This window comes from Hamadaea sp. NPDC050747 (genome assembly GCF_040654195.1).
Taxonomy (GTDB): domain Bacteria; phylum Actinomycetota; class Actinomycetes; order Mycobacteriales; family Micromonosporaceae; genus Hamadaea.
Genome location: NZ_JBFAHM010000002.1, coordinates 13,791 through 37,243 on the forward strand (window position 1 = coordinate 13,791; position 23,453 = coordinate 37,243).

The 23,453-nt window shown below is 69.0% G+C and carries 27 protein-coding genes and 1 pseudogene; 14 read left to right on the top strand and 14 right to left on the bottom strand.

The window, feature by feature from the left end:
• Window positions 1-162 precede the first annotated feature (162 nt).
• Together AB0H43_RS03450 and AB0H43_RS03455 are read left to right on the top strand one after the other, a co-directional pair.
• The gene (locus AB0H43_RS03450) at window positions 163-813 is read left to right on the top strand and encodes a hypothetical protein (RefSeq protein WP_359995831.1); all 651 of its coding nucleotides are present in this window, start codon (window positions 163-165) and stop codon (window positions 811-813) included.
• Window positions 814-882: 69 nt separating this feature from the next.
• Window positions 883-1,371: a flavodoxin domain-containing protein gene (locus AB0H43_RS03455; protein WP_359995834.1), complete on the top strand. Its 489-nt coding sequence runs from the start codon at window positions 883-885 to the stop codon at window positions 1,369-1,371.
• Window positions 1,372-1,444: 73 nt separating this feature from the next.
• Here AB0H43_RS03455 and AB0H43_RS03460 read toward each other — a convergent pair whose 3' ends face one another.
• From AB0H43_RS03460 to AB0H43_RS03495, 8 genes are all read right to left on the bottom strand, one after another.
• A complete protein-coding gene (locus tag AB0H43_RS03460) occupies window positions 1,445-1,873 on the bottom strand; it encodes a CBS domain-containing protein (protein WP_359995837.1) in 429 nt (142 codons plus the stop codon).
• Window positions 1,874-1,894: 21 nt separating this feature from the next.
• Window positions 1,895-2,374: a universal stress protein gene (locus tag AB0H43_RS03465; protein ID WP_359995839.1), complete on the bottom strand. Its 480-nt coding sequence runs from the start codon at window positions 2,372-2,374 to the stop codon at window positions 1,895-1,897.
• A 56-nt stretch (window positions 2,375-2,430) separates the two neighbouring features.
• On the bottom strand, window positions 2,431-2,898 hold the full coding sequence (locus AB0H43_RS03470; protein ID WP_359995842.1) for a universal stress protein: 468 nt from the start codon (window positions 2,896-2,898) through the stop codon (window positions 2,431-2,433).
• Between the two features lie 96 nt (window positions 2,899-2,994).
• Window positions 2,995-3,408, bottom strand: coding sequence for an OsmC family protein (locus AB0H43_RS03475; RefSeq protein WP_359995845.1), 414 nt, complete (start codon window positions 3,406-3,408; stop codon window positions 2,995-2,997).
• A 26-nt stretch (window positions 3,409-3,434) separates the two neighbouring features.
• Window positions 3,435-3,953 carry a DsrE/DsrF/DrsH-like family protein gene (locus AB0H43_RS03480; RefSeq protein WP_359995846.1) on the bottom strand — a complete coding sequence of 173 codons (519 nt, stop codon included), beginning with the start codon at window positions 3,951-3,953 and terminating at the stop codon, window positions 3,435-3,437.
• Window positions 3,954-3,983: 30 nt separating this feature from the next.
• Window positions 3,984-4,298, bottom strand: a complete 315-nt coding sequence (locus tag AB0H43_RS03485) for a TusE/DsrC/DsvC family sulfur relay protein (RefSeq protein WP_359995849.1) — start codon at window positions 4,296-4,298, stop codon at window positions 3,984-3,986.
• Between the two features lies 1 nt (window position 4,299).
• Window positions 4,300-5,547, bottom strand: a complete 1,248-nt coding sequence (locus tag AB0H43_RS03490; RefSeq protein ID WP_359995852.1) for an FAD/NAD(P)-binding oxidoreductase — start codon at window positions 5,545-5,547, stop codon at window positions 4,300-4,302.
• Window positions 5,548-5,612: 65 nt separating this feature from the next.
• Window positions 5,613-6,476: a hypothetical protein gene (locus tag AB0H43_RS03495; protein ID WP_359995855.1), complete on the bottom strand. Its 864-nt coding sequence runs from the start codon at window positions 6,474-6,476 to the stop codon at window positions 5,613-5,615.
• 204 nt (window positions 6,477-6,680) lie between these two features.
• Between AB0H43_RS03495 and AB0H43_RS03500 the strand changes: the two genes are divergently transcribed.
• The 5 genes from AB0H43_RS03500 (at window position 6,681) to AB0H43_RS03520 (ending at window position 12,330) form a co-directional block, all read left to right on the top strand.
• Window positions 6,681-7,154, top strand: a complete 474-nt coding sequence (locus AB0H43_RS03500; RefSeq protein WP_359995857.1) for a hypothetical protein — start codon at window positions 6,681-6,683, stop codon at window positions 7,152-7,154.
• Window positions 7,155-7,329: 175 nt separating this feature from the next.
• Window positions 7,330-9,606, top strand: a complete 2,277-nt coding sequence (pflB, locus tag AB0H43_RS03505; protein ID WP_359995860.1) for a formate C-acetyltransferase — start codon at window positions 7,330-7,332, stop codon at window positions 9,604-9,606.
• A gap of 5 nt (window positions 9,607-9,611) precedes the next feature.
• On the top strand, window positions 9,612-10,355 hold the full coding sequence (gene pflA / locus AB0H43_RS03510) for a pyruvate formate-lyase-activating protein (RefSeq protein ID WP_359995863.1): 744 nt from the start codon (window positions 9,612-9,614) through the stop codon (window positions 10,353-10,355).
• A gap of 134 nt (window positions 10,356-10,489) precedes the next feature.
• Window positions 10,490-11,173, top strand: coding sequence for a hydrolase (locus AB0H43_RS03515; RefSeq protein ID WP_359995866.1), 684 nt, complete (start codon window positions 10,490-10,492; stop codon window positions 11,171-11,173).
• A gap of 119 nt (window positions 11,174-11,292) precedes the next feature.
• The gene (locus AB0H43_RS03520) at window positions 11,293-12,330 is read left to right on the top strand and encodes a zinc-dependent alcohol dehydrogenase family protein (RefSeq protein WP_359995869.1); all 1,038 of its coding nucleotides are present in this window, start codon (window positions 11,293-11,295) and stop codon (window positions 12,328-12,330) included.
• A gap of 64 nt (window positions 12,331-12,394) precedes the next feature.
• Here the strand turns inward: AB0H43_RS03520 and AB0H43_RS03525 are convergent, their stop codons facing one another.
• Window positions 12,395-12,838, bottom strand: coding sequence for a nitroreductase/quinone reductase family protein (locus tag AB0H43_RS03525; protein ID WP_359995872.1), 444 nt, complete (start codon window positions 12,836-12,838; stop codon window positions 12,395-12,397).
• A 130-nt stretch (window positions 12,839-12,968) separates the two neighbouring features.
• Here AB0H43_RS03525 and AB0H43_RS03530 point away from each other — a divergent pair, with 130 nt between their 5' ends.
• The 6 genes and pseudogenes from AB0H43_RS03530 to AB0H43_RS03555 all read left to right on the top strand — a co-directional run.
• Window positions 12,969-13,949, top strand: a complete 981-nt coding sequence (locus tag AB0H43_RS03530; RefSeq protein ID WP_359995875.1) for a wax ester/triacylglycerol synthase domain-containing protein — start codon at window positions 12,969-12,971, stop codon at window positions 13,947-13,949.
• Window positions 13,841-14,287 carry a WS/DGAT domain-containing protein gene (locus AB0H43_RS03535; protein WP_359995878.1) on the top strand — a complete coding sequence of 149 codons (447 nt, stop codon included), beginning with the start codon at window positions 13,841-13,843 and terminating at the stop codon, window positions 14,285-14,287. Before AB0H43_RS03530 ends, AB0H43_RS03535 begins: the two co-directional genes overlap by 109 nt.
• Before the next feature lie 50 nt (window positions 14,288-14,337).
• Complete coding sequence (locus AB0H43_RS03540; RefSeq protein ID WP_359995881.1) at window positions 14,338-15,282, top strand: NAD(P)-dependent oxidoreductase; 945 nt, start codon at window positions 14,338-14,340, stop codon at window positions 15,280-15,282.
• A gap of 5 nt (window positions 15,283-15,287) precedes the next feature.
• A complete protein-coding gene (locus tag AB0H43_RS03545) occupies window positions 15,288-16,205 on the top strand; it encodes an RNA polymerase sigma-70 factor (protein ID WP_359995883.1) in 918 nt (305 codons plus the stop codon).
• Between the two features lie 49 nt (window positions 16,206-16,254).
• Window positions 16,255-16,539 (top strand): hypothetical protein, encoded by a 285-nt coding sequence (locus tag AB0H43_RS03550; RefSeq protein WP_359995886.1) that lies wholly within the window; start codon window positions 16,255-16,257, stop codon window positions 16,537-16,539.
• Between the two features lie 79 nt (window positions 16,540-16,618).
• Window positions 16,619-17,143, top strand: a pseudogene (locus tag AB0H43_RS03555) (AAA family ATPase); the annotation flags it as partial.
• Window positions 17,144-17,400: 257 nt separating this feature from the next.
• On the opposite strand, the gene AB0H43_RS03560 reads toward AB0H43_RS03555, so the two are convergent.
• The 3 genes from AB0H43_RS03560 to AB0H43_RS03570 all read right to left on the bottom strand — a co-directional run bounded on the left by AB0H43_RS03560 (window position 17,401) and on the right by AB0H43_RS03570 (window position 20,850).
• Window positions 17,401-17,673, bottom strand: a complete 273-nt coding sequence (locus AB0H43_RS03560) for a hypothetical protein (RefSeq protein ID WP_359997450.1) — start codon at window positions 17,671-17,673, stop codon at window positions 17,401-17,403.
• Between the two features lie 155 nt (window positions 17,674-17,828).
• The gene (locus AB0H43_RS03565; RefSeq protein WP_359995888.1) at window positions 17,829-20,327 is read right to left on the bottom strand and encodes a multicopper oxidase domain-containing protein; all 2,499 of its coding nucleotides are present in this window, start codon (window positions 20,325-20,327) and stop codon (window positions 17,829-17,831) included.
• A 67-nt stretch (window positions 20,328-20,394) separates the two neighbouring features.
• Window positions 20,395-20,850: a hemerythrin domain-containing protein gene (locus AB0H43_RS03570; RefSeq protein WP_359995891.1), complete on the bottom strand. Its 456-nt coding sequence runs from the start codon at window positions 20,848-20,850 to the stop codon at window positions 20,395-20,397.
• Between the two features lie 185 nt (window positions 20,851-21,035).
• On the opposite strand from AB0H43_RS03570, the gene AB0H43_RS03575 reads away from it, so the two are divergent.
• Window positions 21,036-21,890: a glycosyltransferase family 8 protein gene (locus AB0H43_RS03575; RefSeq protein ID WP_359995894.1), complete on the top strand. Its 855-nt coding sequence runs from the start codon at window positions 21,036-21,038 to the stop codon at window positions 21,888-21,890.
• Here the strand turns inward: AB0H43_RS03575 and AB0H43_RS03580 are convergent.
• Both AB0H43_RS03580 and AB0H43_RS03585 read right to left on the bottom strand, forming a co-directional pair.
• Window positions 21,790-22,689: a glycosyltransferase family 2 protein gene (locus AB0H43_RS03580; protein WP_359995897.1), complete on the bottom strand. Its 900-nt coding sequence runs from the start codon at window positions 22,687-22,689 to the stop codon at window positions 21,790-21,792. The two genes, AB0H43_RS03575 and AB0H43_RS03580, sit on opposite strands and share 101 nt — an antisense overlap.
• 160 nt (window positions 22,690-22,849) lie before the next feature.
• Window positions 22,850-23,419, bottom strand: a complete 570-nt coding sequence (locus tag AB0H43_RS03585) for a DUF1349 domain-containing protein (RefSeq protein ID WP_359995899.1) — start codon at window positions 23,417-23,419, stop codon at window positions 22,850-22,852.
• Window positions 23,420-23,453: the final 34 nt, after the last annotated feature.

Genomic DNA, 23,453 nt, shown 5'->3' on the forward strand with positions numbered 1-23,453 from the left:
TGCACCGCCGTTTTTGTGTTCCGCCACGGGGCTGACGGTCCCATGTGATCCATGTCTTTGGTCCTGCCGGATCCAGGGACTCGGTCTCTGCTGCCGCGACCGCCCAACACCGATGCTTTTGGACAACGAAGTGTTTCTCTCCCCCTCCTGAAGGAGCACACCATGAAGCGTCGGACCCTCGACATCCTGTTCAGCATCGGCGGGCTCGCCATCGCCGCTCTCCTCCTGGTCGCCGGCATCGTGCTGAGCGCCAACGCCAGCTTCGCCAACAACTACGTGCACGACCAGCTGGCCGCCCAGCACATCACCTTCAAGACCGCCGACACCCTCACCGACGAGGAGAAGAAGGCGGCCTGCCTCGTCGAGTACGCCGGCCAGCCGATGACCACCGGCAAGCAGGCGGAGTGCTACGCCAACGAGTTCATCGGGCTGCACCTCAAGTCGATCGCCGGCGGCCAGACCTACGCCGACCTCGGCACCCCGCAGACGCAGCTGAAGAACCAGCTGACCGAGGCGCAGAAGGCCACCCCGGTCGACCAGGCCAAGGTGGACGACCTGACCAAGCAGCTGGCCGACGTCACCGCGCAGCGCGAGACCGTGTTCAAGGGTGAGACCCTGCGTGGCCTGCTGCTGACCAGCTACGGCTTCAGCGAGTTCGGGACCAAGGCCGGTCAGGCCGCACTGGTCGCCTACGGCGCCGCCGCCCTGATGTTCCTGCTGGCGCTGGCCGGTTTCGCCCACGCCTTCACCACTCCGAAGACGGCCGGGTTCGCCGTCGTCGAGGCCAAGCCGGAGAAGGAATCGGTCAAGTGATCCGCCCCGAATCGGCCCGGTGACGCGTGAGCGTCGCCGGGCCGATCGGCTTTGGAAGGGAGTACGAAGATGACAGTCCTGATCGCCTATGGCTCGAAGCGTGGTGGCACCGCGGGACTTGCCGACATGATCGGCGGCGAACTCGTCGCCCTCGGGATCCCCGTCGACGTCCACCCCGCCGCTGAGGTTCGGTCGGTGGACGGCTACCAGGCCGTCATCCTCGCCGGCGCCCTCTACAACGCCCGGTGGCACCGCGACGCGCGGCGCTTCGCCGGCCGCCACCGCGCCGCCCTGCAGCAGGTTCCGGTGTGGCTGGTGGCCAGCGGCCCGCTCGACGATTCGGCCGACGCGGGCACGGTTCCGCCGGTTCGCCAGGTCGCCCGCATCGCGCAGGACCTGGGGGCACTCGGCACGGTCACCTTCGGCGGCCGCCTGACCCCGGACGCGAAAGGCTTCATCGCGTCGGCGATGGCCAAGACGAAAGCCGGTGATTGGCGCAACCCCGCTCAGGTACGGGCGTTCGCCGCGACCGTCGCCGAGCAGCAGACGACCGTCTAACCGGAAAGGGCCGGGAGCCTGGTTCGTCCAGGCTCCCGGCCCGTGTGGTTGTTCACGCGAACGGGCGAGCGGATCACTCGCTGGTGGGTTTGGCGAGCAACGCGATGAGGTCGGACGCCGTGAGCACGCCGACCGGTTCGGCGACCGCATCCACGAGCACAACCGCGTCGGTGCCCAGCCGGTGCATCACCTGAGCCGCCTGCCCGATCGTCGCCGTCGACCCGACGAGCGGCTGGTCTCGCTCCAAGAGCTCGGTGACGCGTACGCCGTCGAAGCAGGTCGGGTTGGCCGCCCAGGCGCCCGCGACCCGGCGATCGTCGAGCAGCCCCAGGCAACGGCCGGTCGCGTCGACCACGACCAGGTGGCGCAGGCTCGAAGCGGCGAACGCGGTGAGCGCGTCGGACAGCGTGGCGTACTCCCGGACCGCGACCGCGGGCCGAGACATGATCGCGGTGACCCGCTGGTCGGTGAGCCGGGTCCGCCGCGCCGCATTCGTCTTCATGACCGCATCCTGTCTTCTTGCTCAGCCGGCCGACGGATTGAGTTGCACCTCGTGCAGCGTCACTGTCTCGGCCGCCTCGGCCGGCTGTACCAGATATGGTGGGATCACGACCACGGGCGAGGTAGCCATCCGGACGCACCTTTCGGCAACGGAGCCCAGCACTGCCCGGGACAGCCGCCCACGGCCGTGACTGCCCAGCACAAGCAAGTCGGCGCCGTCGGCCAGGCGGACCAATTCGTCTGCCGGCCGTCCCGCGATCGTGACCCCGCTGATGGTCACTCGCGAGTTGTTCGCCAGGGCCGCGGTGATGGCGTCGCTGAGGATCGCTTCACCCTGGCCGCGCCAGGCGTCGGTCTCCGTCGCACGCGGATCTCCGGTCCAGACGCAGACCGCCTGGACGGCGCCACCGCGGGCGTACGCCTGGCGGAAGGCCCAGCGCAGGGCGACGATGGACGCCGGTGAGCCGTCGACGCCGACGACGATGCGATACGCGGTGGTCATGACCGCCTCCTGGAATGAGGGAAGCCGGCCGGCGGGGCGTCGGCCGGCTTTACGGCTCAACGGGTAGTCGCGAACGCCGGAGCGGGTGCGACCGGCTGCGTCCTGTTCGCCGGCACCACGACGACCGGGCAGGTCGCCGTACGCACGCATTCGTCGCTGATCGAGCCCAGCACGGCCTGGTACACGTGGCTGTGGCCGTGGCTGCCCAGCGCGAGCAGGTCGGCGTCCCGCGCGGCTTTGGTCAGTTCGCGGGCGGGGTGCCCCTCGACGACGTCGGCGGTGATGGTGACCGTTGGGAAATCGTTCACGATCGGACCGACCTCGCGGGCGAGCACAGTTCGCGCACGTTCGCGTTCCTCGTCCGGGGAAGTGGCCATGGGCGCGAAGGAGCCGGTGCCATCCCAATTCCAGACAGTGATCGCCTGCACGGTGCCGCCTCTGATCTCGGCCTCGGTCGCCGCCCAGCGCAGGGCGCGCCGGCCGGCTTCGGAGCCGTCGACGCCGACGACGATGCGGAAGTTCATGTCAAGCCTCCTCGCAGATGTGCTTTCCACCTGAAGAATCCGCCCTGGCGCGACGCGGACAGCAGGGTCATAGGTCCCGCCTGGCCGGGTCCCAGTTCAGGTTCCAGCCGACGCCATGCGCCGGGTGTCCAGTTCGACCGAGACGGCCGGCAGGGGCGGGCGGATGGAGTTCTGGACAGTGCACCCGTCGATCGCGTCGAGCAGACCGGGTCGCAGCTCGGCGGGTATCGGCGCCCCCGTCGTGACCCGCAGGCGTACACTGCCGACGGCGTGCGGAGTGCCGGCCCGCATGAGCCAGTCGCATTCGACGGTCAACCCCTGGTCTGGCTGGCCGCAATCTTCCAAATACCGGTGGGCGTAGTAGGCGGCGCACGCGGCCAGGCTGGCGACGAACAGCTCCACCGGGGTGGGGCCCCGCTCGGCTACGGTGGTCGAACGTTGATCAACGATCACCGTGTGGTTTCTGATGTCGACCGCGAAAGCGTCGCCGTCGAGATGACGAATGGTCATGCGGGCCATCACGCGCCTCCTGCGAACTAGATGAACAGCAGCTGCGCGCCTTCGGTCTTCTCGATGAAGTCGGCGGCGCTGATGATGCCCTCGACCGGCTCGTAAAGGTCCTGCTCGTCGATGTGCATCATGTCGGCGGACATCCGGCAGCCCCACAGGTGACCGCCGGAGTCGACGATCTGGCCGAGCATCTCGCGGATGTCGGGCACGCCGGCCTCGGCGATCTGCTTCTTCATCTGGTGAGTGGTCATCGCCGTCATGCCGGGCAGCCCGCCGAAGCCTTGCGGCACGTGCGTGGCGGTGTTGCCGAGCAGGGTGAACTTCAAGTGGTCCATGCGGGCCTTGGTGATGATGTCGAAGCCCCAGAAGGTGAAGAACAGATGGGTCTCCACGCCCTCGCCGAGGGCGGCGTTGGCCAGGATGAGCCCCGGGTACGCCATGTCGAGGGCGCCCTTGGAGCAGATGATGGCCAGTTTACGGGTCGTAGGGGTGGTGTCGCCGAAGTCTGGGACGACTGACGGAACGGGCCGCTCAACCGTGATCATGACTGGTGCCTTTCCGAATCGGGCGCGGCGTCACACGCAGCCGCGCGGCTTGGGCAGGCCGGCGATGTAGGCCATCTTCTTGCCGGGTTTGCCGGGGAACAGCTCGAACAGCTGCTTGATCCCGATCCCGGTACCGGCCGCGGTTCGGCGCAGCGTCGCCGTCTCCCGTTCGGCCAGGTAGTCCTCACGCAGGAAGGCGATGACCTCCCAGTGCCGTGGGGTCAGCTCGACGCCGATCGCCTGGGCGAGGTCCTGGGCCAGCGCCTGGTCCCATTCGTCGTAATCGGTGAGGAAGCCCTCGGCGTCGACGTGGAACTGGACGTCGTTGAGCGTTGCGGTTGGCATCTCACTCCTCCTCCGGCCGGCGTTTTCCGGCCATCGACATCGCCGCGGGCAGCGGCAGTGGCCGGCCGGGCAGCAGAACGTGCCAGTAGAGCCAGGCGAACGCGAGCTTGCCCCAATGGTTGAGGCGAGTGGCGCGCAGCAGCCGTAGCGGCCCGACGGTGGGCAGCGGGTAGACGCCGGGCAGCGGCTCGACGTCGTAGTTGAAGTCGATGAGCAGAGCCTTGTCGTCACCGGCCTCGACGAAGCAGTTCGCGTGGCCGTCGAAGCTGCCGTTCATCGGCTCGCCTCGGGCCAGCCGGACGAAGTTCTCCACGAAGACGTCGACGGAGAAGTGCGCGACCGAACCCGCCTTCGACGTCGGCAGGTCGGCGGCGTCGCCGAGCGCGAAGATCGTGTCGTACGCCTTGGACCGCATCGTGTGCCGGTCGACCGGCACGTAGTTCAATTCGTCGCCGAGACCGCTGCGGGCGACGAAGTCGGCTCCCATGTTCAACGGCACCGTCACCAGCAGGTCGAACGGGATGCGCCGCTCGTCGTAGGAGACGAGTTCCCGCGATGAGCCGTCGATGCGCTCGACCATGAAGTCCGTCTCGAGAGCGATCTTGCGGTCATCGAGCATCGAGCTGAGCTCCGCGGAGGCGACCGGCTTGGTGAACGCATCCGACAGCGGAGTCACGTAGGTGATCTCGACGCTGTCGCGTACGCCGAGCGCACGCAGGTGCGCGTCGGCGAGGAAGGCGAACTCCAGCGGCGCGACAGGGCATTTGATCGGCATGTCGACGATGTGCACGACCAGGCGGCCGCCGGTGTATGCGAAATCCTTCAGCGCCTCGCGCAGCGCGATCGCCCCGTCGTAGGTGTAGAACTCGTGGATCGAGGTGCGCCACAGCTCGCCGAGCATGCCAGGAGTCTGGTCGGGACGCGGCTGGGTGCCACTGGCGATGACGAGGAAGTCGTAGCCGAGTCGGCGGCCGTCGCCGAGATGAACCAGGCGAGCTGCCGGTTCGATCCGGTCCACCTCGCCGACGACGAACTCGACGCCGGCGCCGATCGAGTGCTTCCGCGGCTTGACCAGCTTCTGCGCCTTCCCGCCGCCGAACGGCACGAACAGCAGGCCCGGCTGGTACAGGTGGGCGACCTCGTGATCGACGACCGTAATCCGCCACTCACGCCGGGGAAGACGTCGGCGCAAGCGGTTGGCCACCATCGTGCCGGCGGTGCCGGCCCCGAGGACAACCAGATCACGCATGATCCACCTCCCGTTCCAGCCGGGCCTCGGCGGACTCGAGCCGCCGCGCGTCCCTATCTGTGACGCTAGGAGCGCGACGCGGCGCCGTTCAGAGTCGCCGGTCCCCGGGCGTGGGCCGAAGGTCCCGATGAATTTCGCGTGACCGTCACGACGTCGGCCAGCGCACGCCGCGGGGCGGGCGGCGCCGGTCGGCCGTAGCCGAGCCGGACGATCGCCTGGGCGGTCCGGCCCGGTTCGCCGTACCCGATGTACCGCCGTAACGCCGGGTGCTCCAACGGCTCGGTCATCAGAACGCTCTGCACCCCGGCCGCGGCGGCACGCAGTCGAACCCGTTCCCACGCCTGACCGGCCAACAGCCATGCGGTGGTGTCGTCGTCTGCCGTGGACAGCACGACCGTCGTCGGCTCCGCGGTGAAGACGGCCGGCCATCGGCTGGGCGAGATCCCGGCCGGCCGGAATCCCCGGATCACGTCGGGAAGCGGCTGCCGATACACCGTCAGCTCGCATCCCTCGGCGCGGGCGTCGTCCCGAAGCTCGTCGAGCATCGACTGCGGAACTGGTCCATCCGGCTGGACGATGTGCCTCCCCGGCCGGCCGGTCATACCGGCGAGTCTGCGTGCTCCGTAGGGCGCGCGGGTCCGGCCGACCACCACGATTCGAGCCAGTAGGTCCGGACGGTCTTCGTCTGGGCAGAGCCTGGTTATCGGGCGCTGTCCCCTCGCGAGGAGCGCGACGCGCAGATTGAGGAGGGCGGCGCCCACCGAGATGGTCAGCTGCCGGCCGCGCGAATCACCGGCGATCCGGCGATTCCGGTCGGCGTAGACGTCGATGACGTCACCGCGCAGGTCGAACCGCCATGGCTGGGTGTTGTGGATGGACGGGGCTGTGACGGCGAAGCTCAAGCAGTTCGGCAGGCTTGCGACACTCATACTTCCACCCTGACCCGTCGGTACGCCCTGGCGAAGGTCCGATGGCCGCAGGATCCGGGACCTTGTGCCTCCTCGGAAAGTCCACTGCTCAGCGGGATCCCTGGTAGACGCGTGCGAGGCGCGACGCCGCAACCCTTGATCAACGGGTGGACATCGGTCATGATCGGTACCCCGCTCAACCCATCTCATCAGGAGTGAGGCACCATGAAACTCCAGTTCGGACGGTCAGTCGGCCGGCTGTCGACCCTTGTCGCGGCAAGCGTCGGCGCGGTCCTGCTGCTGTCCAACCCGGCGTTCGCGTCGTACAACGACGGCTTCGCCGCGTCCACCACCAACTCCTGCGGATCGGCCATCTTCGTCGACTATGGCGAGGGTGCCGCCGGCGGTGGCAACAACGACGACTACGTCTTGATCCGCGACAACTGTTCCGACAGTCACGGTGTCCGGGCCTGGGCCTGGGTCACCGAGCACACGTCCGCCGGCGACCTGACCTACAGCCTCGGGTCGAAGTACAACGGCAACGGCGTCGCGGGCGCGGACGTCGTCTGGGACCCGTTCATCGACGGCAATGTGCGGGCGGGCGACACCGTGAAGCTGAAGATCTGCCTGGTCGACGGCAGCTCCGACACAACCGGCGCGTACTGCGGCACGGCCAGCCACACCAGCGTGGACGGCTGATCACCGCACCCACGCCGCGAACCGCCCCCGACTCGCGTCGGTCGGGGGCGGTTCACCGTCTTCCACAGGTCGCATCGTCTTCAGCGAAAGGATCACATCTCGGCGATGACCTTGGTCCCTACCGGTCGCCGACGCGGGCGGCGACGCTGGAGGCGGACCCGAGAAGGGATCGACGATGAGCATCATCACCGAGGCGACGCGGCCCGTCCAGGACCCCGTCGAAGAACTCCCGGCCTGGCGCGGCTTCCAAGGCGGGGCATGGCGCGATCAGATCGACGTCGCCGGCTTCATTCGCGACAACCTGCGGCCTTACGAAGGCGACGGCGCCTTCCTGGCCGGACCGACCGGCCGGACGGGCGCACTGTGGCGCAAGCTGACCGGAATGTTCACCGAGGAGCGTCACCGGGGCATCTACGACGTCGACGCGAGCACTCCTGCCTCGATCACCGCCCACCGTCCGGGCTACATCGACGCCGACCTGGAACTGATCGTCGGCCTGCAGACCGACGCTCCCCTGCGCCGGGCGATCATGCCCACCGGCGGCTACCGCATGGTGGAGGCCGGACTGCGAGCGTACGGGTATTGGCCGGACCCGAAGGTGCGCGAGATCTTCACCAAGTACCGCAAGACCCACAACGACGGCGTCTTCGACGCGTACACGCCGCAGATCCTGGCCGCCCGCAAAGCGGGCGTCATCACCGGGCTGCCCGACGCGTACGGCCGGGGCCGCATCATCGGTGACTACCGCCGCGTCGCCCTTTACGGTGTCGACGCGCTGATCGCGGCGAAGCAGGCGGACAAGACACGTCTCGACCCGCAGCGCGCGACCGCCGACGTGGTCCGTGACCGCGAGGAGCTTTCCGAGCAGATCCACGCCTTGCGCGAGCTCAAGGAGATGGCCGCCGAGTACGGCTTCGACATCGGCGGACCGGCGCGTACCGCCCGGGAGGCGGTGCAGTGGCTGTACTTCGCCTACCTCGCCGCCGCCAAGGAGCAGAACGGCGCCGCGATGTCCCTCGGCCGGACCTCGACGTTCCTCGACGGCTACCTGGAGCGGGATCTCGCCGAAGGCCGGCTGACCGAGGAGGAAGCCCAGGAGCTGATCGACGACTTCGTCATCAAGCTGCGCATCATCCGCTTCCTGCGCACCCCCGAGTACGACCAGTTGTTCTCCGGCGACCCGACGTGGGTCACCGAATGCCTCGGCGGCATGGCCGAGGACGGCCGCACCATGGTCACCCGGACCTCGTTCCGTTATCTGCAGACGCTCTACAACCTCGGCCCGGCGCCCGAGCCGAACCTGACGGTCTTGTGGTCGCCTCGGCTGCCGGCCGCGTTCAAACGCTTCTGCGCCCAGGTGTCGATCGACACCAGCGCCATCCAGTACGAGAACGACGAGCTGTTGCGGCCCTACCTCGGCGACGACACCGCGATCGCCTGCTGTGTGTCCGGCATGCGGGTGGGCAAGGACATGCAGTTCTTCGGCGCCCGCGCGAATCTCGCCAAAGCCTTGTTGTACGCGATCAACGGGGGCCGCGACGAGATGACCGGAGTGCAGGTCGCCCCGCCGACTGCCCCGATGACCCGGGAGGCGTTGGATTTCGACGAGGTGTGGCAGGCGTACGACCAGATCCTCGACTGGCTCGCGGAGACCTATGTGGACGCGTTGAACACGATCCACTACATGCACGACAAATACGCCTACGAGCGCATAGAGATGGCGCTGCACGACTATCCCGTACGCCGGTTCCTGGCGACCGGCGTGGCTGGGCTCTCGGTCGCCGTCGACAGCCTCTCTGCCATCAAGTACGCACAGGTCCGCCCGATCCGTGACGAGACCGGGCTGGTCGTCGACTACACCGTCACCGGCGACTATCCGGCGTACGGCAACAACGACGAACGCGCGGACGCGTTGGCCGTCGCGCTCGTGGAGACCTTCATGGCGAAAGTACGCCGGCAGCCGACCTATCGCGACGCGATCCCCACGCTGTCGGTGCTCACCATCACGTCGAACGTGGTCTACGGCAAGCACACCGGCAACACCCCGGACGGCCGCCGCGCCGGTGAGCCCTTCGCACCTGGCGCGAATCCGATGAACGGCCGCGACCGGCACGGCATCGTCGCCTCTGCGCTGTCGGTGGCGAAACTGCCGTTCGAACATGCCCGCGACGGCATCTCGCTGACCACGACGATGATGCCCGGCAGCCTCGGGCGTACGCCGAACGAACGAGCGGACAACCTCGCCGGGATCCTCGACGGATACACCGACGCCGGCGGGTACCACATGAACGTCAACGTGCTACGACGCGAGACGCTGGAAGACGCCATGGCGCACCCGGAGAAGTACCCGCAGTTGACGATCCGGGTGTCGGGCTATGCCGTGAACTTCGTGCGGTTGACCCCGGAGCAGCAACGCGACGTGCTCAGCCGGACCTTCCACGAATCGATGTGAACGCGATGACGGCGTGGCGGACAGTCCAGGGCCGGCTGCACTCCTGGGACGTGTCCACCGGAGTGGACGGCCCCGGTACGCGGTTCGTCGCGTTCACATCGGGCTGCCCGCTGCGCTGCCTGTACTGCCACAACCCGGAGACGTGGCGGCTACGCGACGGCATCCCGGCGACGGCGGGCGAGGTGCTCGACCGCGCAGCCGGGTTCCGGCGCTTCCTCGAGGTCAGCCGGGGCGGGTTCACCGTCAGCGGCGGCGAGCCGCTATTGCAGCCGGCTTTCACCCGTGCACTGCTTACGGGAGCTCGGGAGCTGGGTCTGCACACGGCGTTGGACACCTCGGGCTTCCTCGGCGCGCGAGCCGACGACGACTTGCTCGCCGCCACCGATCTCGTGCTGCTCGACATCAAGGCCTGGCAGCCAACGACCTACCGCGGCCTCACCGGTGGTGAGCTGACCCCGACACTGGCGTTCGCCCGTCGTCTGGCCGGCCTCCGCAAGCCGGTGTGGCTCCGGTTCGTGGTCGTACCCGGCTGGACGGACGACGCGGAGCAGGCCGCGGGCATCGCCGAGTTCGCCGCCGCCTTGGGCAACGTCGAACGGGTCGACGTGTTGCCGTTCCATCGGCTCGGCGTGCCCAAGTACGAACGGCTGGGCCTGCGCTTCCCACTCGACGGTGTGGCGCCACCCACGGCCGAGATCGTTGAGCGGGTCCGCGAACAGTTCTTCGCAGCGGGGCTCACGGCGGTCTGACACCTCGGAACGTTCGGGCTTCGATGTCCGGTTCGGGACCTTCGAACGGCCCACGGCGGGACTCCGGACACTGCGCAGGTCCCCCGCCAGGCGGTGTGCTGGACAGAGGGGACCGACAGGAGGAGGCCGCAGTCATGGCCAGCGCGAGCATGGCAGTTCTCGACAGCCCGGGCCGCGTACGCTCACCGCTCACGATCGACGTGTGCGGCGTGACGTTGACCGGCGACCTGTTCGCGCCACTGCCGCCCGACGGGCTCGTGATCTTCGCGCTCGGATCGTCCGGCGGACGGTATGACGCTCATAACGTCCTGGCCGCCCGCCGGTTCAACGACGCCGGGCTCGGGACCGTCTTGCTGGACCTGCTGACCCCGGCCGAAGATCTGGCGCGTACGCCCGCACCGGACATCGCCCTCCTGGCGAACCGCCTGGCGGCCGCCACCCGCTGGCTCCGCCGCCAGCACTGGGCGGCGAGCACTCCAATCGGATGGTACGGCGTCGGGGCGGCGGCCGGAGCAGCATTGTGGGCGGCCGCCGAACCCGACGCCGACGTGGCGGCGATCGTCGCGGTGGACAGTCAGGTAGCGCTAGCCGCGGACCGGCTCCGAGCCGTGCGTGCCCCGACGCTGCTGATGGCCGGTGTCGCGAACACCGAAGTGCTGGACGCCAACCGCGTTACCCAACGACGCCTGGGCTGCCCGGTTCTGCTCGACATCATCGGTTCAATCCGCCCGCTTGCCGACGCCGGCGACGGACACCTGGCTGCTGGAGAGGCGCTCCGCTGGCTGAGCCACCGCTTGAGTTCCCCTGGACGTCCCTGACGACGAGCCGGCGAAGGTGCGGGACGTTCGGCCCGGCGGCACAGCCCCTTGGACTCTCTTGACCTCCGTCCTCAAGCGAAACGCTGGAGTCGACAAGCAATCGATTCAGGAGGCAGGACATGAAGGCGCTGGTCTTCGGCGGTCCCGGGCAGAAGTCGTGGACGGAAGTTCCCGACCCGGTGGTCCAGGATCCCCGCGGCGCGATCATCCAGGTCGACGCGGTCACCATCTGCGGCACCGACCTGCACATTCTCAAAGGGGACGTCCCGGCGGTCGAACCCGGGCGGATCCTCGGCCACGAAGCCGTCGGGACCGTCGTCGACGTCGGCAGCGGAGTCAGCGGCCTGACCCCCGGCGACAAGGTCCTGGCGTCCTGCATCACCGCGTGCGGGACGTGCCACTACTGCCGTCAGGGCACCTACGGCCAGTGCCTCGGTGGAGGCGGCTGGATTCTCGGGCACAAGATCGACGGGGTGCAGGCTCAGTACGCCCGGCTGCCGTTCGCCGACCTGTCCACCTACAAGCTCCCGGCGCAGGTCTCCGACGAGGCCGCGGTCATGCTCGCCGACATCCTGCCGACCTCCTACGAGGTGGGGGTTCTGAACGGCACGGTGCACCCAGGAGACGTCGTCGCGATCGTCGGCGCGGGCCCGATCGGCCTGGCTGCCGTGCTCACCTCCCGGCTGTTCAGCCCGAGCCACATCGTCGTCATCGACAAGGCCTACAGCCGGCTGCAGGCGGCCAAGCAGTTCGGCGCGGACATCACCGTACGCCCGGACGGGGACCCGCTGGAGGTGCTGCGGTCGATCACCGGCGGCCTGGGCGCCGACGTCGTGATCGAGGCCGTCGGCATCCCGGAGACCTTCGAACTGTGCACCACCCTGGTGCGCCCCGGTGGGCATGTGGCGAACATCGGCGTACACGGCAAGCCGGCGACCCTGCATCTCGAGGATCTGTGGATCCGCAACGTCACCATCACCACCGGACTCGTCGACACCTACTCGACGCCGACGCTGCTCACGATGCTCGAAGCCGGGCAGTTGGATGTCGAGCGTATGGTGACACACCGGTTCGCGTTGGACGACTTCCTGCAGGCGTACGAGGTCTTCGGCGACGCCGCCACCAGCGGCGCGCTCAAGGTCGTCCTCACCCGATGACCCCGGTACGCAGGTCGGCGCCGCCATCACCGGCGGCGCCGACGCTCATGTGCGACTGCGGCTATTACGCCTCCGCCGTGACCCGGAAGACGGGGATACGGTCGGCGATCTTCTCGAACTCCTCGACGGGCGCGTGCCGGTCGACCGGGATGTGCGGCCGGGCGCCTGGGGCGAAGTCGAGATAGCGGCGGATGATGCGAGCGCGGTCGGCGACGGGCACCTCGACGAGCCGCACCGGCTCCCGGCCCCGCTGACGCAGTACGACGTGCCCGTCGGCGGCCCGCACATTGCGTACCCAATTGGCCTTCTCACCGAGCATCGACACGAGGTAGCGGTGACCCGCCACCGAGGCGACGACCAGCGGGCAGGAGATGACGCGGCCGCTGCGGTAGCCACGGACCTCCATGACCACCCAGCGACGGCTGGCGAGCACGCCGGAGCGGAACTGGACGACCGAGAGGCTGTTCAGCGCCCGTGCGAGCCGGTTCGGGCGGTCGTGGGGGTACATCCACCTCTTCAACCGGTAAAGCGGCCGTACACGTTGTTGTCCCATGCCTGCGACGTTAGGGACGGCCTGCCGTTCTGGTCAGGGCCGAACGGCCCTGGGCCGCGCCATCGGTCCCGAGAACGCTGGAGACATGACGAGGATCGAGCGGCTGACCCCCACCGATCTGATCAACCTGTACGTCGAGTCGCCGACGTCACCGGCCCGTGTCGGCGCGTTGGTGCTGCTGGACGCCCGGATCGACCTGCCGGCTCTGCGCCGGCACGTTGCCGATCGGGTGAGTTCCGTTGCCCGGCTGCGGCAGGTCATCTCGCGTCCTCGATGGCCCGGCGGGCGGCGCATCTGGGTCGACGCCCCGAACTTCGACGTCGATCGTCACGTGCGGGAATGCGCACTGCCGTCCGGAGAGCGGCTGACCGATCTCGCAGTACGCCTGACGAATGAGCCGTTCCCCCCTGATCAACCATTGTGGCGGATGTGGCTCGTCAATGGACTACCCGGCGAAGGCGCCGCATTGGTCTTCGCCATGCACCACGTCGTGGCCGATGGCCTGACGACGATTCGCATGTTCACAGCGCTCGCCGACGACCATCCGGTGCTTCCCTCGCCCAGGCCGCAGACGATGCCGACCTGGCCAGCACTGGTCCGCGACAACGTCGCCGGCCGGATCGCGGCACTGCGTACGCTCCGCAGACCTGGCATCGAGACGTGGCGTCAGATGGCCGGGCTGCGCCACGCGCCCCGCACGTCGCTGAACGGACCGGTCGGTGCGCACCGACGCCTCGACGTCGTCACGCTCGATCTTCGCCAGGTCAAGACCGCTGCCCACGAGCACGGCGGCAAGGTCAACGACATCGTGCTGGCCTTGGCCGCCGGTGGCCTCAGGGCACTGCTGCGGTCCCGGGCGGAACGGACCGACGGCGTTCACCTGCACGCCACCGTGGCCGTGTCTCTCTTCCTGAGGCCGGCGCCGTCGGTGAGGGCAACCGAACCGGCGGCTACGCGATGCGTGTGCCACTGGAGCCAGATGTGCATCGTCGACTCCAGCGGATCGCGCGCGAGAGCACAGAAGCGAAGCGGAGCCAGGCTCCGACGGCAGGGAACGGCCTGCTGATCGTGCTCTCCCGGCTGGGCGTGCTTCGGTGGTTCAGCCACCGGCAGCACATGATCAACTTTGTCGAGAGCAACGTCGCGGGACCGCCGATGCCGATGCGCATCCTCGGGGCGACCATCCACGACTTCATCCCGATCGGGACCGTGGTGGGCAACCTGACCATCGGGTTCCTGGCCCTGTCGTACGCCGGGAAGCTGATCATCGCCGTCCAGGCCGACGCCGACCGCCATCCCGACCTGCCGGTTCTGCTGGCCGCGATGCGCCGCGAGGCCGATCAGCTCGCGATTCGGGCAGCGCCGGAGGAGGTTCGGCTGCGGGTCAGCCGGTCGCGGGTGTGACCTGGGTTACCGCCGTTCATGCCCGGCCGGGCTGCCTCGTCTTATGGTGCATGAAGATTTTTCTTGCCGGGGCGTCCGGCGCGATCGGCGGCCACCTCGTCACCCAGCTCGTGGCCCGGGGTCACGAAGTCGTCGGCACGACCCGTACGCCGGCCAAGCTAGGCGCACTGCGTGACCTGGGCGCGCAGGCGGTCGTCGTCGACGCGCTCGACCCGGAATCGGTGGCCGACGCGGTCGCCAAGGCGGAACCCGAGGTCGTCGTGCATCAGATGACGGCGTTGGGTGGACCGCCCGACTTCCGGCACGCGAAGCGGATGGCGGCGGCGACCGACCGGCTGCGTGTCGAGGGAACCGATCATCTGCTGGCGGCCGCCCGCGCGGTCGGCGTACGCAAGTTCGTGGCGCAGAGCAACGCGTTGTGGGCGGCGCACACCAGTCCGGGGCTCGCCGACGACAACGTCGCGATCGAGCCGAACCCGCCGGCCGATGTGCGGGAGTCGGTGGACGCGTTGCGTCATGTCGAAGCGGCGGTCACGGGGATCACCTGGGGCGACGGCATCGCTCTTCGCTACGGTGGTTTCTATGGCCCAGGCACCGGACTCAGCACCGAGCCGGGCGCAGTGATGGCTCAGCAGGTCCGGGATCGGAAGTTCCCGATCGTCGGCAACGGGGCGGGAGTGTGGTCGATGGTGCACATCGTCGACGCCGCGTCGGCCACGGTCGCGGCCGTCGAACGAGGCACGGCCGGCATCTACAACGTCGCCGACGACGACCCGGCCCCGGTCTCGGTCTGGCTGCCGGAACTCGCTCAGTGCCTCGGCGCCAAGCCACCGCGGCACATTCCGGCCTGGCTGGTACGGCTGGTCGCCGGGCAGGGTCCGGTGCACCTGATGACTCGCGCCCGGGGCATCTCCAGTGACAAGGCGAAGCGGGAACTCGGCTGGACGCTGCGCTACCCCAGCTGGCGTACCGGGTTCCGGGAAGGGCTGGGCTGATCGCCGTGCCGGAGACGGATCTGTTCAGCGAGCTGCGGCCGAAGGCTTTCGCGATCGCATACCGGATGCTCGGCAGCGTCAGCGACGCCGAGGACGTGGTGCAGGAGGCCTTCCTGCGGATGCACCAGGCCCTGCGCGAGGGCGCGGAGATCAGCTCGCCTCGGGCGTACGTCGCAACGCTGGTGACCCGCCAGGCGATCGACCAGCTCCGGTCGGCGCGGGTACGCCGGGAGCGGTACGTCGGTGAGTGGCTGCCGGAGCCGCTGATGACCGATCCGTCTCCGGCGGAGCAGGCCGAGACGGCGGATTCGCTGTCGCTGGCCTTCCTCGTCCTGCTGGAGAACCTGACCCCGCCGCAGCGGGCGGCCTTCCTGCTGCGCGAGGTGTTCGACTACCCGTACGTCGACGTCGCCGAGATCGTCGGCACCGACGTCGACACCACCCGGCACCTCGTCGCGAAGGCCCGGGCTCACCTTCAGGAACGACGGCCCCGGTATCACGCGTCACCACGGCAGCAGGAGGAGCTGACCCGGCGGTTCTTCGCCGCCGCCGAACGGGGCGACCTGTCGGAACTGGAGCAGCTGCTGGCCAAGGACGCCGCGTTCCACGGCGACGGCGGCGGCAAGGTCCCGGCGATGGCACGTGCGGTGACCGGTGGGGACACCATCGCCCGGATCCTGGCGCGCTGGCTGCCCCGCCTGCGGCAGCTCGGCGTACGCGTCGAGGTCACGATGGTCAACGGAGGTCCGGGCGCGGTCACGTTCGACGCCGACGACCGCATCGTCGGCGTCCTCGGCGTGACGATCGTGGACGGCCGCATCACGACGATCCACTCCATCGTGAACCCGGACAAGCTCCGGCACCTCGGGCCGACCAGCGATCTTGGCCGCGACCTGCAGTCCGGCGCCCGGCCCTGGAGCTGACAGCGCGCTTGTCAGAGGCTTGCCCTACTGTGGCCGCATGGTCGCTCACGTGAGACGCACCAGACACTACCGACTGCATCTGGCCGGCCTCCGGCTGACGCTGGCCGGGATGCTGACGTGCGGCGCGTCGGTGATCACCGGCGAACTGGGCCACCACCTGCCCGCCGTCGCCCTCGTCCTCGCCGGCTTCGCCCAAATCCTCTATGGGCTGCTCCTGGCCACGACATCAATGGTGGCCATCCGGGGCAGCCGTGACGACATATCGGTCTGGCGGATGGCCCGTATCGCCGCCCGTGATCTCTTGGGCGTACCGCGCGGACTCGACCATCCCTAAGCCGTCGGCCGCGAGGGCTGTCACTCGAACGAGACGTCCGAAGACCAGCGGTACTTAGCCGACCGGGTTAGGGTGACGGATGGCCAACCGGCGCACCGTCGTCCTGAACGGCGATCTCGGCAGCGGTAAGACCACCGTCTCGAAGTTGCTGGCTCAGCGTCTGGGTGTCCGCCGGATCAGCGTCGGCGACCTCTACCGATCGATGGCGGCGCAGCGCGGGATGACCGCGCTGCAACTCAACCTGCACGCCGAACTCGATGACAAGATCGACCATTATGTGGATCAGCTCCAGGCCGACATCGCGACCTCCGGCGAGCAGCTCGTCGTGGACAGCCGGCTGGCCTGGCACTTCTTCACCGACGCGGTGAAGGTCCACATGCTCGCCGATCCCACGGTGGCAGCCCGCCGCGCGATGGCGCGTCCGGCAAACGACGTGGAGCGGTACGCGACGGTCGAGGAGGCTCGCCAGCGCCTAGCGAGCCGCAGCGACAGCGAACGGGCCCGGTTCCTCACCCGGTACGGCGTCGACAAGTCCGACCTGCGAAACTACGACCTGGTCCTGGACAGCACAACGGCCTCGCCGGCCGAGATCGTCGAACGGATCGCCGACCACGTCGACACTGCCGGGCTGTGCGCGCCTAACCCGGTCTGTCACCTCGATCCCCGCCGGATCCGGCGGACAACCGCTGCCGGCGTGCCAGACGCGCCGCCCCTGGTGATGCCCGAGCCGCCGAGCTTTCGTGGCGATCGCCGGCTGGGAGCGCATATCGGAGGCCGCCCGCTCTGGCGCGAGCCTCATCGCGGTCGGGCTGGCAGGCGACTGGACATTACAGAGCCCAGCCGCGGACGGCTGAACGCGTTCTACGTGGCCAGCGCGGCGGCGAGCAGCACGATGCCGACGGAGCAGATCAGTCCGGCGGTGACCGCGGCTCGGGCCGCCGTGGGATGGCCCTTGGCCGACAGGATGCCGTGTGTCGCCGAGGCGGCCATCGCGAGAGTCACAAGTCCCAGCTTGGCGACGAGGGTGCGGCCGTACCCCGGTTCGGCCAGTCCGGTCCAGGTCAGACCGTGATGGGCGGCCAGCGCGACGCCGGTCAGGATCTGCAGCGGAAGCATCACGGAAAGGGTCGTCATCGCGAATCGTCGGCCGATCGGGGGGACGACATGTGCTTGTGTCGCGGGGTCGAGCCGGCGTCGTGCGACGGGTAGGACGACCAGTGTCAAGGTGAGTTGGCCGCCGACCCACAGCGTCGCACCGAGGATGTGAACGAATCGCACGATCGTCCACATCATGGCGTGATCACTATCTTGCCGTGGGCGCCGGTCTCGGCGTGGCGCATGTCGTGGTCGACCAGGGCGTAGGTCCCCGGTTCGACGAAGACCGTTTCGACGAATCCGCCTTGGGCGGGGGCCAGGTCGAGGACTTGAGCGCCACCTGCCGTCTGTCCGAAGGGGTCGACGCCGCGGCGGAGCCGGTAGCCGCCCTCGGCGTACACGGTGTCGAACTGGGCGCCGACGACGTGGAACGCGCTGGTCGAGCCGGGTCCGGCGTTGAGCAGCCAGAACCGTACGCGCTGCCCCGCGGTGGCGGTCAGCGGCCTGGTGTCGTACTGCCCGGCGGCGCCGTTGAACGCCCAGTGGTCCGGCGTACCGGCCTTGATCGCACTGAGTGTGCTCTCGGCGGAGGCGTCGCCGTAGATCTCGGACGAGACGAGCAAGTATTCGCGGTCGACGGCGGGAAGCCCGGGCGGGTCGATGACGACAGCGCCGAACATTCCGGCCGCGATGTGCTGACTCATCGGCATGGTGCTGCAGTGGTAGAGCCAGATCCCGGCACGGTCGGCGCGGAACCGGTAGGTCAGCCGCTCACCTGGTTCGATGGTGCGCATGACCGCGTCGGGCGCGACGGCTCCGGCGTGGAAGTCGATGCCGTGACCCATGCTGCCCTGGTTGATCAGCGTGATCTCGAACAGATCGCCGACGTGGCCGCGTAGGGTCGGTCCGGGTACGGTGCCGCCGAACGTCCACACCGTCTGGCGTACGCCTGGCGCGATCTCCTGCTGAGTCTCCACGATGGGCAGTTCGACGCGGTGAACGGTGGCCGGGTCGGCTGGGGCCAGTGCCGGGTTCCGGGCGGTGAAGCCGGCGGCTTGATCGGCCGCCGGGCCGATCACGATCGCCAGGCGCATACCCGCCGCCCGGTGACCGGGCACGGTGCACCAGGCGTCGACCGGCTTGGTGATAGTGCCCAGGTCGAGGTCGGCGGTGGCGTGCGGGCGCAGCATCGGCGTCCGCACGTGGGCGGTACGCAGGTCGTGGCTCTGATTGTCGTGGTTGGTCACTCGCAGGATGAGGTGCGTTCCAGCCGGTACGGAGATGGTGCCGGGCACGATGCGCATGTCCTGCAGGGCCACGTCGACGATCCCGGCCGGCCCGGCTGCGACCACGGTCGCCTGCGGTGCGCTCCGGCCGGAGAGGGCGAACAGCACCGCCGCCGCAGTCACGATCACGCCGAGCCCGGCACCGGCCAGCGCCGGCCCCGAGGAGCGGAGACGGCCGACGGCGGCCAGCCGGGTGACCAGCAGCAACAGCATTCGAGCAAGCGTCTCCGCCACGGTCAGCCCGATCAGTGTCCATCCCGCGCGGGCGAACGCCGGCTGGGCGCCAGCCGCCGCCAGCGCGATCAGCACGACACCGGTGTTGAGCGCCGCGACCCGCAGCGGCCAGTACGCGTCCAGCAGCGCAGTGGCCCGCCGGGCGCCCTCTGGACCCGCGCCGAGGACCACTGGCAGCAGATACGTCAGCGACCCCAGCAGGACCTGACCGACTCCGCCGATCAACACGATCGGGCCGAGGAAATCGGCCGTGCGCTCGGTCACCGAAAGAACGACGTCCACGACGGCGGCCACCAGCAGCCACGCGGTCGCGGCGGACAGCAGCCAGGCGGATCCACTGACCGGGCGGGTCCGGCGTAACGCCCGTGCCAGGGGCGCGGCAGCGACGGCCAGACCGGCCGCGTACGCGGTCAGGCCTATGGTGGTCGCCGGCCGCCACGCCATGAGCATCCCGAGAACCGCCACCGCCAGCCCGGGCCCGGCCAGGCGTAGACACCATCGCATCGCCGGAGTGGTCCAGGAATCGATGCGGACGCGGGCGGCCGACGGCAGCAGCATGAACATTGTTCCGACGATGGTGAGCAGCAACCATCCAGCCACCACGAGGTGTTCGTGCGCCAGGTGCATTCGCTCGTGCAGATGCGGCGACACGCCGGCGCCCATCAGACCGCCGAGAACCGCCCCGGCCAGCATCGCGACACTGGCGGCCAGGTAGTAGTCGACGATGCCGGTCAGCCGGCCACCTAACGCACCACGTCGCAGCCGCAGCAGCGTAGCGGCATGCGCGGCGATCGCGAGCCCCACCGTCGTCGCCCCGATCGCCAGCGGAACCGGCTGCGAGGTGACCGCCGCCGCCACGGTCGTCACCTGGCCCACCGTGAGCGCTGTCAGCCTGATCGCCGCCCCTCGGCGGCCGGGTTGGCGCGCGTGCGTCACCGCGACCGCGAAGTGCTCGGTCCAAATCACGATCGCGCTGGTGGCGGCGCCGAGCAGCAGAGCGTGAATCGGCAGCCATCCGGGCGCGGCGCCGGTCAGGGCAGCGACCGCGGCCACCACGGCCACCGTGAGCCAGCCGACCACGAGCAGGTTGACCGAAGAGTGCCAACGCAAGCGAGACGACACGGCGGCGCCGGGGTCAGGGACCGGATGCCGCTCGATCGACAGCGGGGTCATGGCGTCAGCGTCGTCCGACTGAGCGGACGAAGGCAGGGCCGAAGGTCCGTGACCTGGCCCACAGCCGTCACAGGTTCGCCCCGCCGGCAGTGAGGACAGCAATGCCTACCTGTGCGCGGACCGCTTCGAGCGCCTCCCAGTCGGCGGTACGCAGTGTCGTGAGCGCGGCCGGGAAGACGCCGTCTTGTTCGCGGAGGATGTGGTCCCGCAATTCGTCGAGGATGTCGAGGAGGCGTCGAGGCCAGGTCGGGTCGGCGGGCACCGCGGCGGCAGCCTCGCCCAGCACCGATTCGATCCGGCGATGGTCCGCCTGCAGTGCGCTGATGTGGTCCGGGAAGTCCGCCGCGAGCGCAGGGAACAGTCCCCGCTCCTCCACCGCCGTGTGCGGGCCGAGGATCGCCTCGATCGCCCGGGCCGACTCGGCCATGCGATCGACCCGGCCGGCGGCGTACGCGCCGCGGACATCACTGATCAGCCCGACCACGGCGTCATGCTCCCGGGTCAGTTCGTCGATGGCGGTCAAGGCTTGGCAGCCGCAGTATTCACACACGATCGCGGGACTTTCTCCTAGCGGGTTTACCTCATTGCATCGCGATCGTGCCGGTGGCGGCTCGGGCCGAAAGACCCTATTCGCGAGGGATCCCGACTCCTGTGCGGTTGGCCCTGCGAAGTGGTGCGGTTCCGGCGCCTCCGAAGCTAGGGTGGCGAATGCGTGAAGATCTCCAGCGGCCCATCGTCGTCGCCTTCGACAGCCGGTATGCCCGCGCCGCCAGGGCAATGCTCCACTCGCTCGCAGCTGTCCGTAATGGACAGACGACCACTGTCATAGCGTTGGCCGGTGATCTGACGCCGGAGCAGGCTCGCGCCATTACCAGCGCTGCCACCTCCGCCGGCCTGGACTTCGAGATCCGGGACATGACCGGCGCGTGCCTGGGGCTTCCCTTCGACTCGCACGGCTCGCCTGCGGTCTACTACCGCCTGCACATCGCCGAGGCGCTGCCGGAGTACAGCAGCGCGGTGTATGTGGACGCGGACACCCTCTTCCTGCGCGATCCAGCGGAACTACTCACCCTGGACCTGGGGCCGTATCCGCTCGCCGCCGTCCAGGACGTGTGCGTACCGACCCTCGGCACACCCGGCTGCCTGCCCGGCCTACCACTCGCCGAGGCCGAACGCGCGCTGCCGTACTTCAACTCCGGGCTGCTCGTCATCGACCTCGACCGGTGGCGCCGCCGGGAGATCGGCCCGGCCGCGCTTCGCTTCGCGACGACGTCCGCGCAGCACGTGCGGTTCTGGGACCAAGACGCCCTCAATCATGTGGTACGCGGACAGTGGCACCGGCTCGACCGCCGCTGGAACGTCTTCCCCCTGGAGGACATCTGGCAGGCCGAAGAATTCCCCTACTACGGCGAGGAACACGTCCCGCGCAGCCGGCTGGGCCGGCTGGCGTCGGAGGCGTACCTCATCCACTTCGTGACCCGTCACAAGCCGTGGACGGACACCTTTCCGGCCGGTCGGCTGCGGGATCTGTGGTGGTCCTACGACGGAGCAACTGCGCGGTGAACTCCGGTGCGAAGGTCGCCCTCCGGCGTCCTGTCGCCAGGGCCACGAGATGCCGCCGCCACATGCCACCGCCGAGAATCGCCGCGACACCGGTCGAACGCCACGATCGCCCCAGATAACGAAGGGTTGACCGAGACCACGAGTTCGCGGTGTCCACCGGAGCCACCGAGGACCGCGCTCCGGCATGGTCGGCGGACAGCCGCGGGTCGATCAGCACGCACCAGCCGCTGCGACGCAGGCGAGCGGACAGGTCGAGGTCCTCGTTGTACATGAACAAGTCCTCGCGGAAGCCACCGACGGCGTCGAACGCCTCTCGGCGTACCAGCAGGCAGGCACCGGACGCCCAACCGACCGCGACAGGCCCTCGAGCTCGGGTCGCCGTGGCCCAGACACAGCGCGACCCGAGCAGGGCGTCGGGCAGGGCGAGGTAGCCCACGGCAGACCAGAATCCGGGCGCCGCACCGCCGTAGATTTGACGCCGGCCGAGCCGCGGCGCGCACGCACCGGCGTCCGGCCTCCGATCCAGCAGCGAAACCAGAGCATCGACCGTGGACGGCGAGACCCGGCAGTCCGGATTGAGAAACAGTACGTACGCCGAGCTGCTCCGGCGAGCGCCGACGTTGCAGGCCGACCCGAAACCGGAGTTGTGACCGATCGCCACATAGTCGTGGCCCGCGCTGACCCGCTGGGTTTCAACGTCGGTGCCGTCCGCGTTGTCGACGATCGTCACCGGGAACCGTCCCGCCAGCTCGGCCAGCATTCCGGCCAGCTGGCTCGAGCTCCAATAGGAGACGGTCACGACATGCACTCCTTGTTGGACCCTCACCGCACACATCCTGCCGGTTCGCCGTCACCGAACGTGGATAACCGGCTGGCCTGGCCCGCGACACAGGTCGAGGCGCTCTGCGGGCTCGGGACGAGTCCGCGCTTGCTGACGACGGTCCGCTGGCGGCAGACGGTCACTCGAGGCCGTCGCGGGAGATCGGCGGCCCGACCCGGAAGTCCCGGAACGTGGCTCGCAGACCCGCACGCTCGGGCGAGCAGCACATGACGCCGACCTCCACCGTGGCGGGAAGGTCGAGATATCCCAGGCGCAGAAGTTGCCACGGGTCATCGCCACTGCGGCAGTGGACGGTCAGCGCCGCACCGAACCGGGTCACCCGCATCGCGACCTCCCCACGGAAACCGGCGACCGGAGCCATGGACACGTCGGAGAATCCGCGCGTATAGACCGTGCTGACCTGCACGACCCCGGAGGTAACCTCCAGGCCGCTCTTCAGCCAGTTCTGCGCATCGGCCCGGACCATCACGCCGGCCTGGTCGAACCGTGTCGTATGCTCGGCCGCCACGACCACCTCGGCCGTGAAGTCGCCGGTCACCGGCAGGCTGAAAAAGTGCCCGTTGTCGGTCACCCAGCCGTAGAACGTCTCCCGCCAAAAGTCCGTCCGGAACTCCGTCACCGCACGGAGCACGCCGCCCTCCGACGACCATTCCCCGGGCTCGTTCAGCCAAGACATCCGCTCCAGCATGCGAGGAGAGTAATGCCTTGCGTCGCACCGCTCG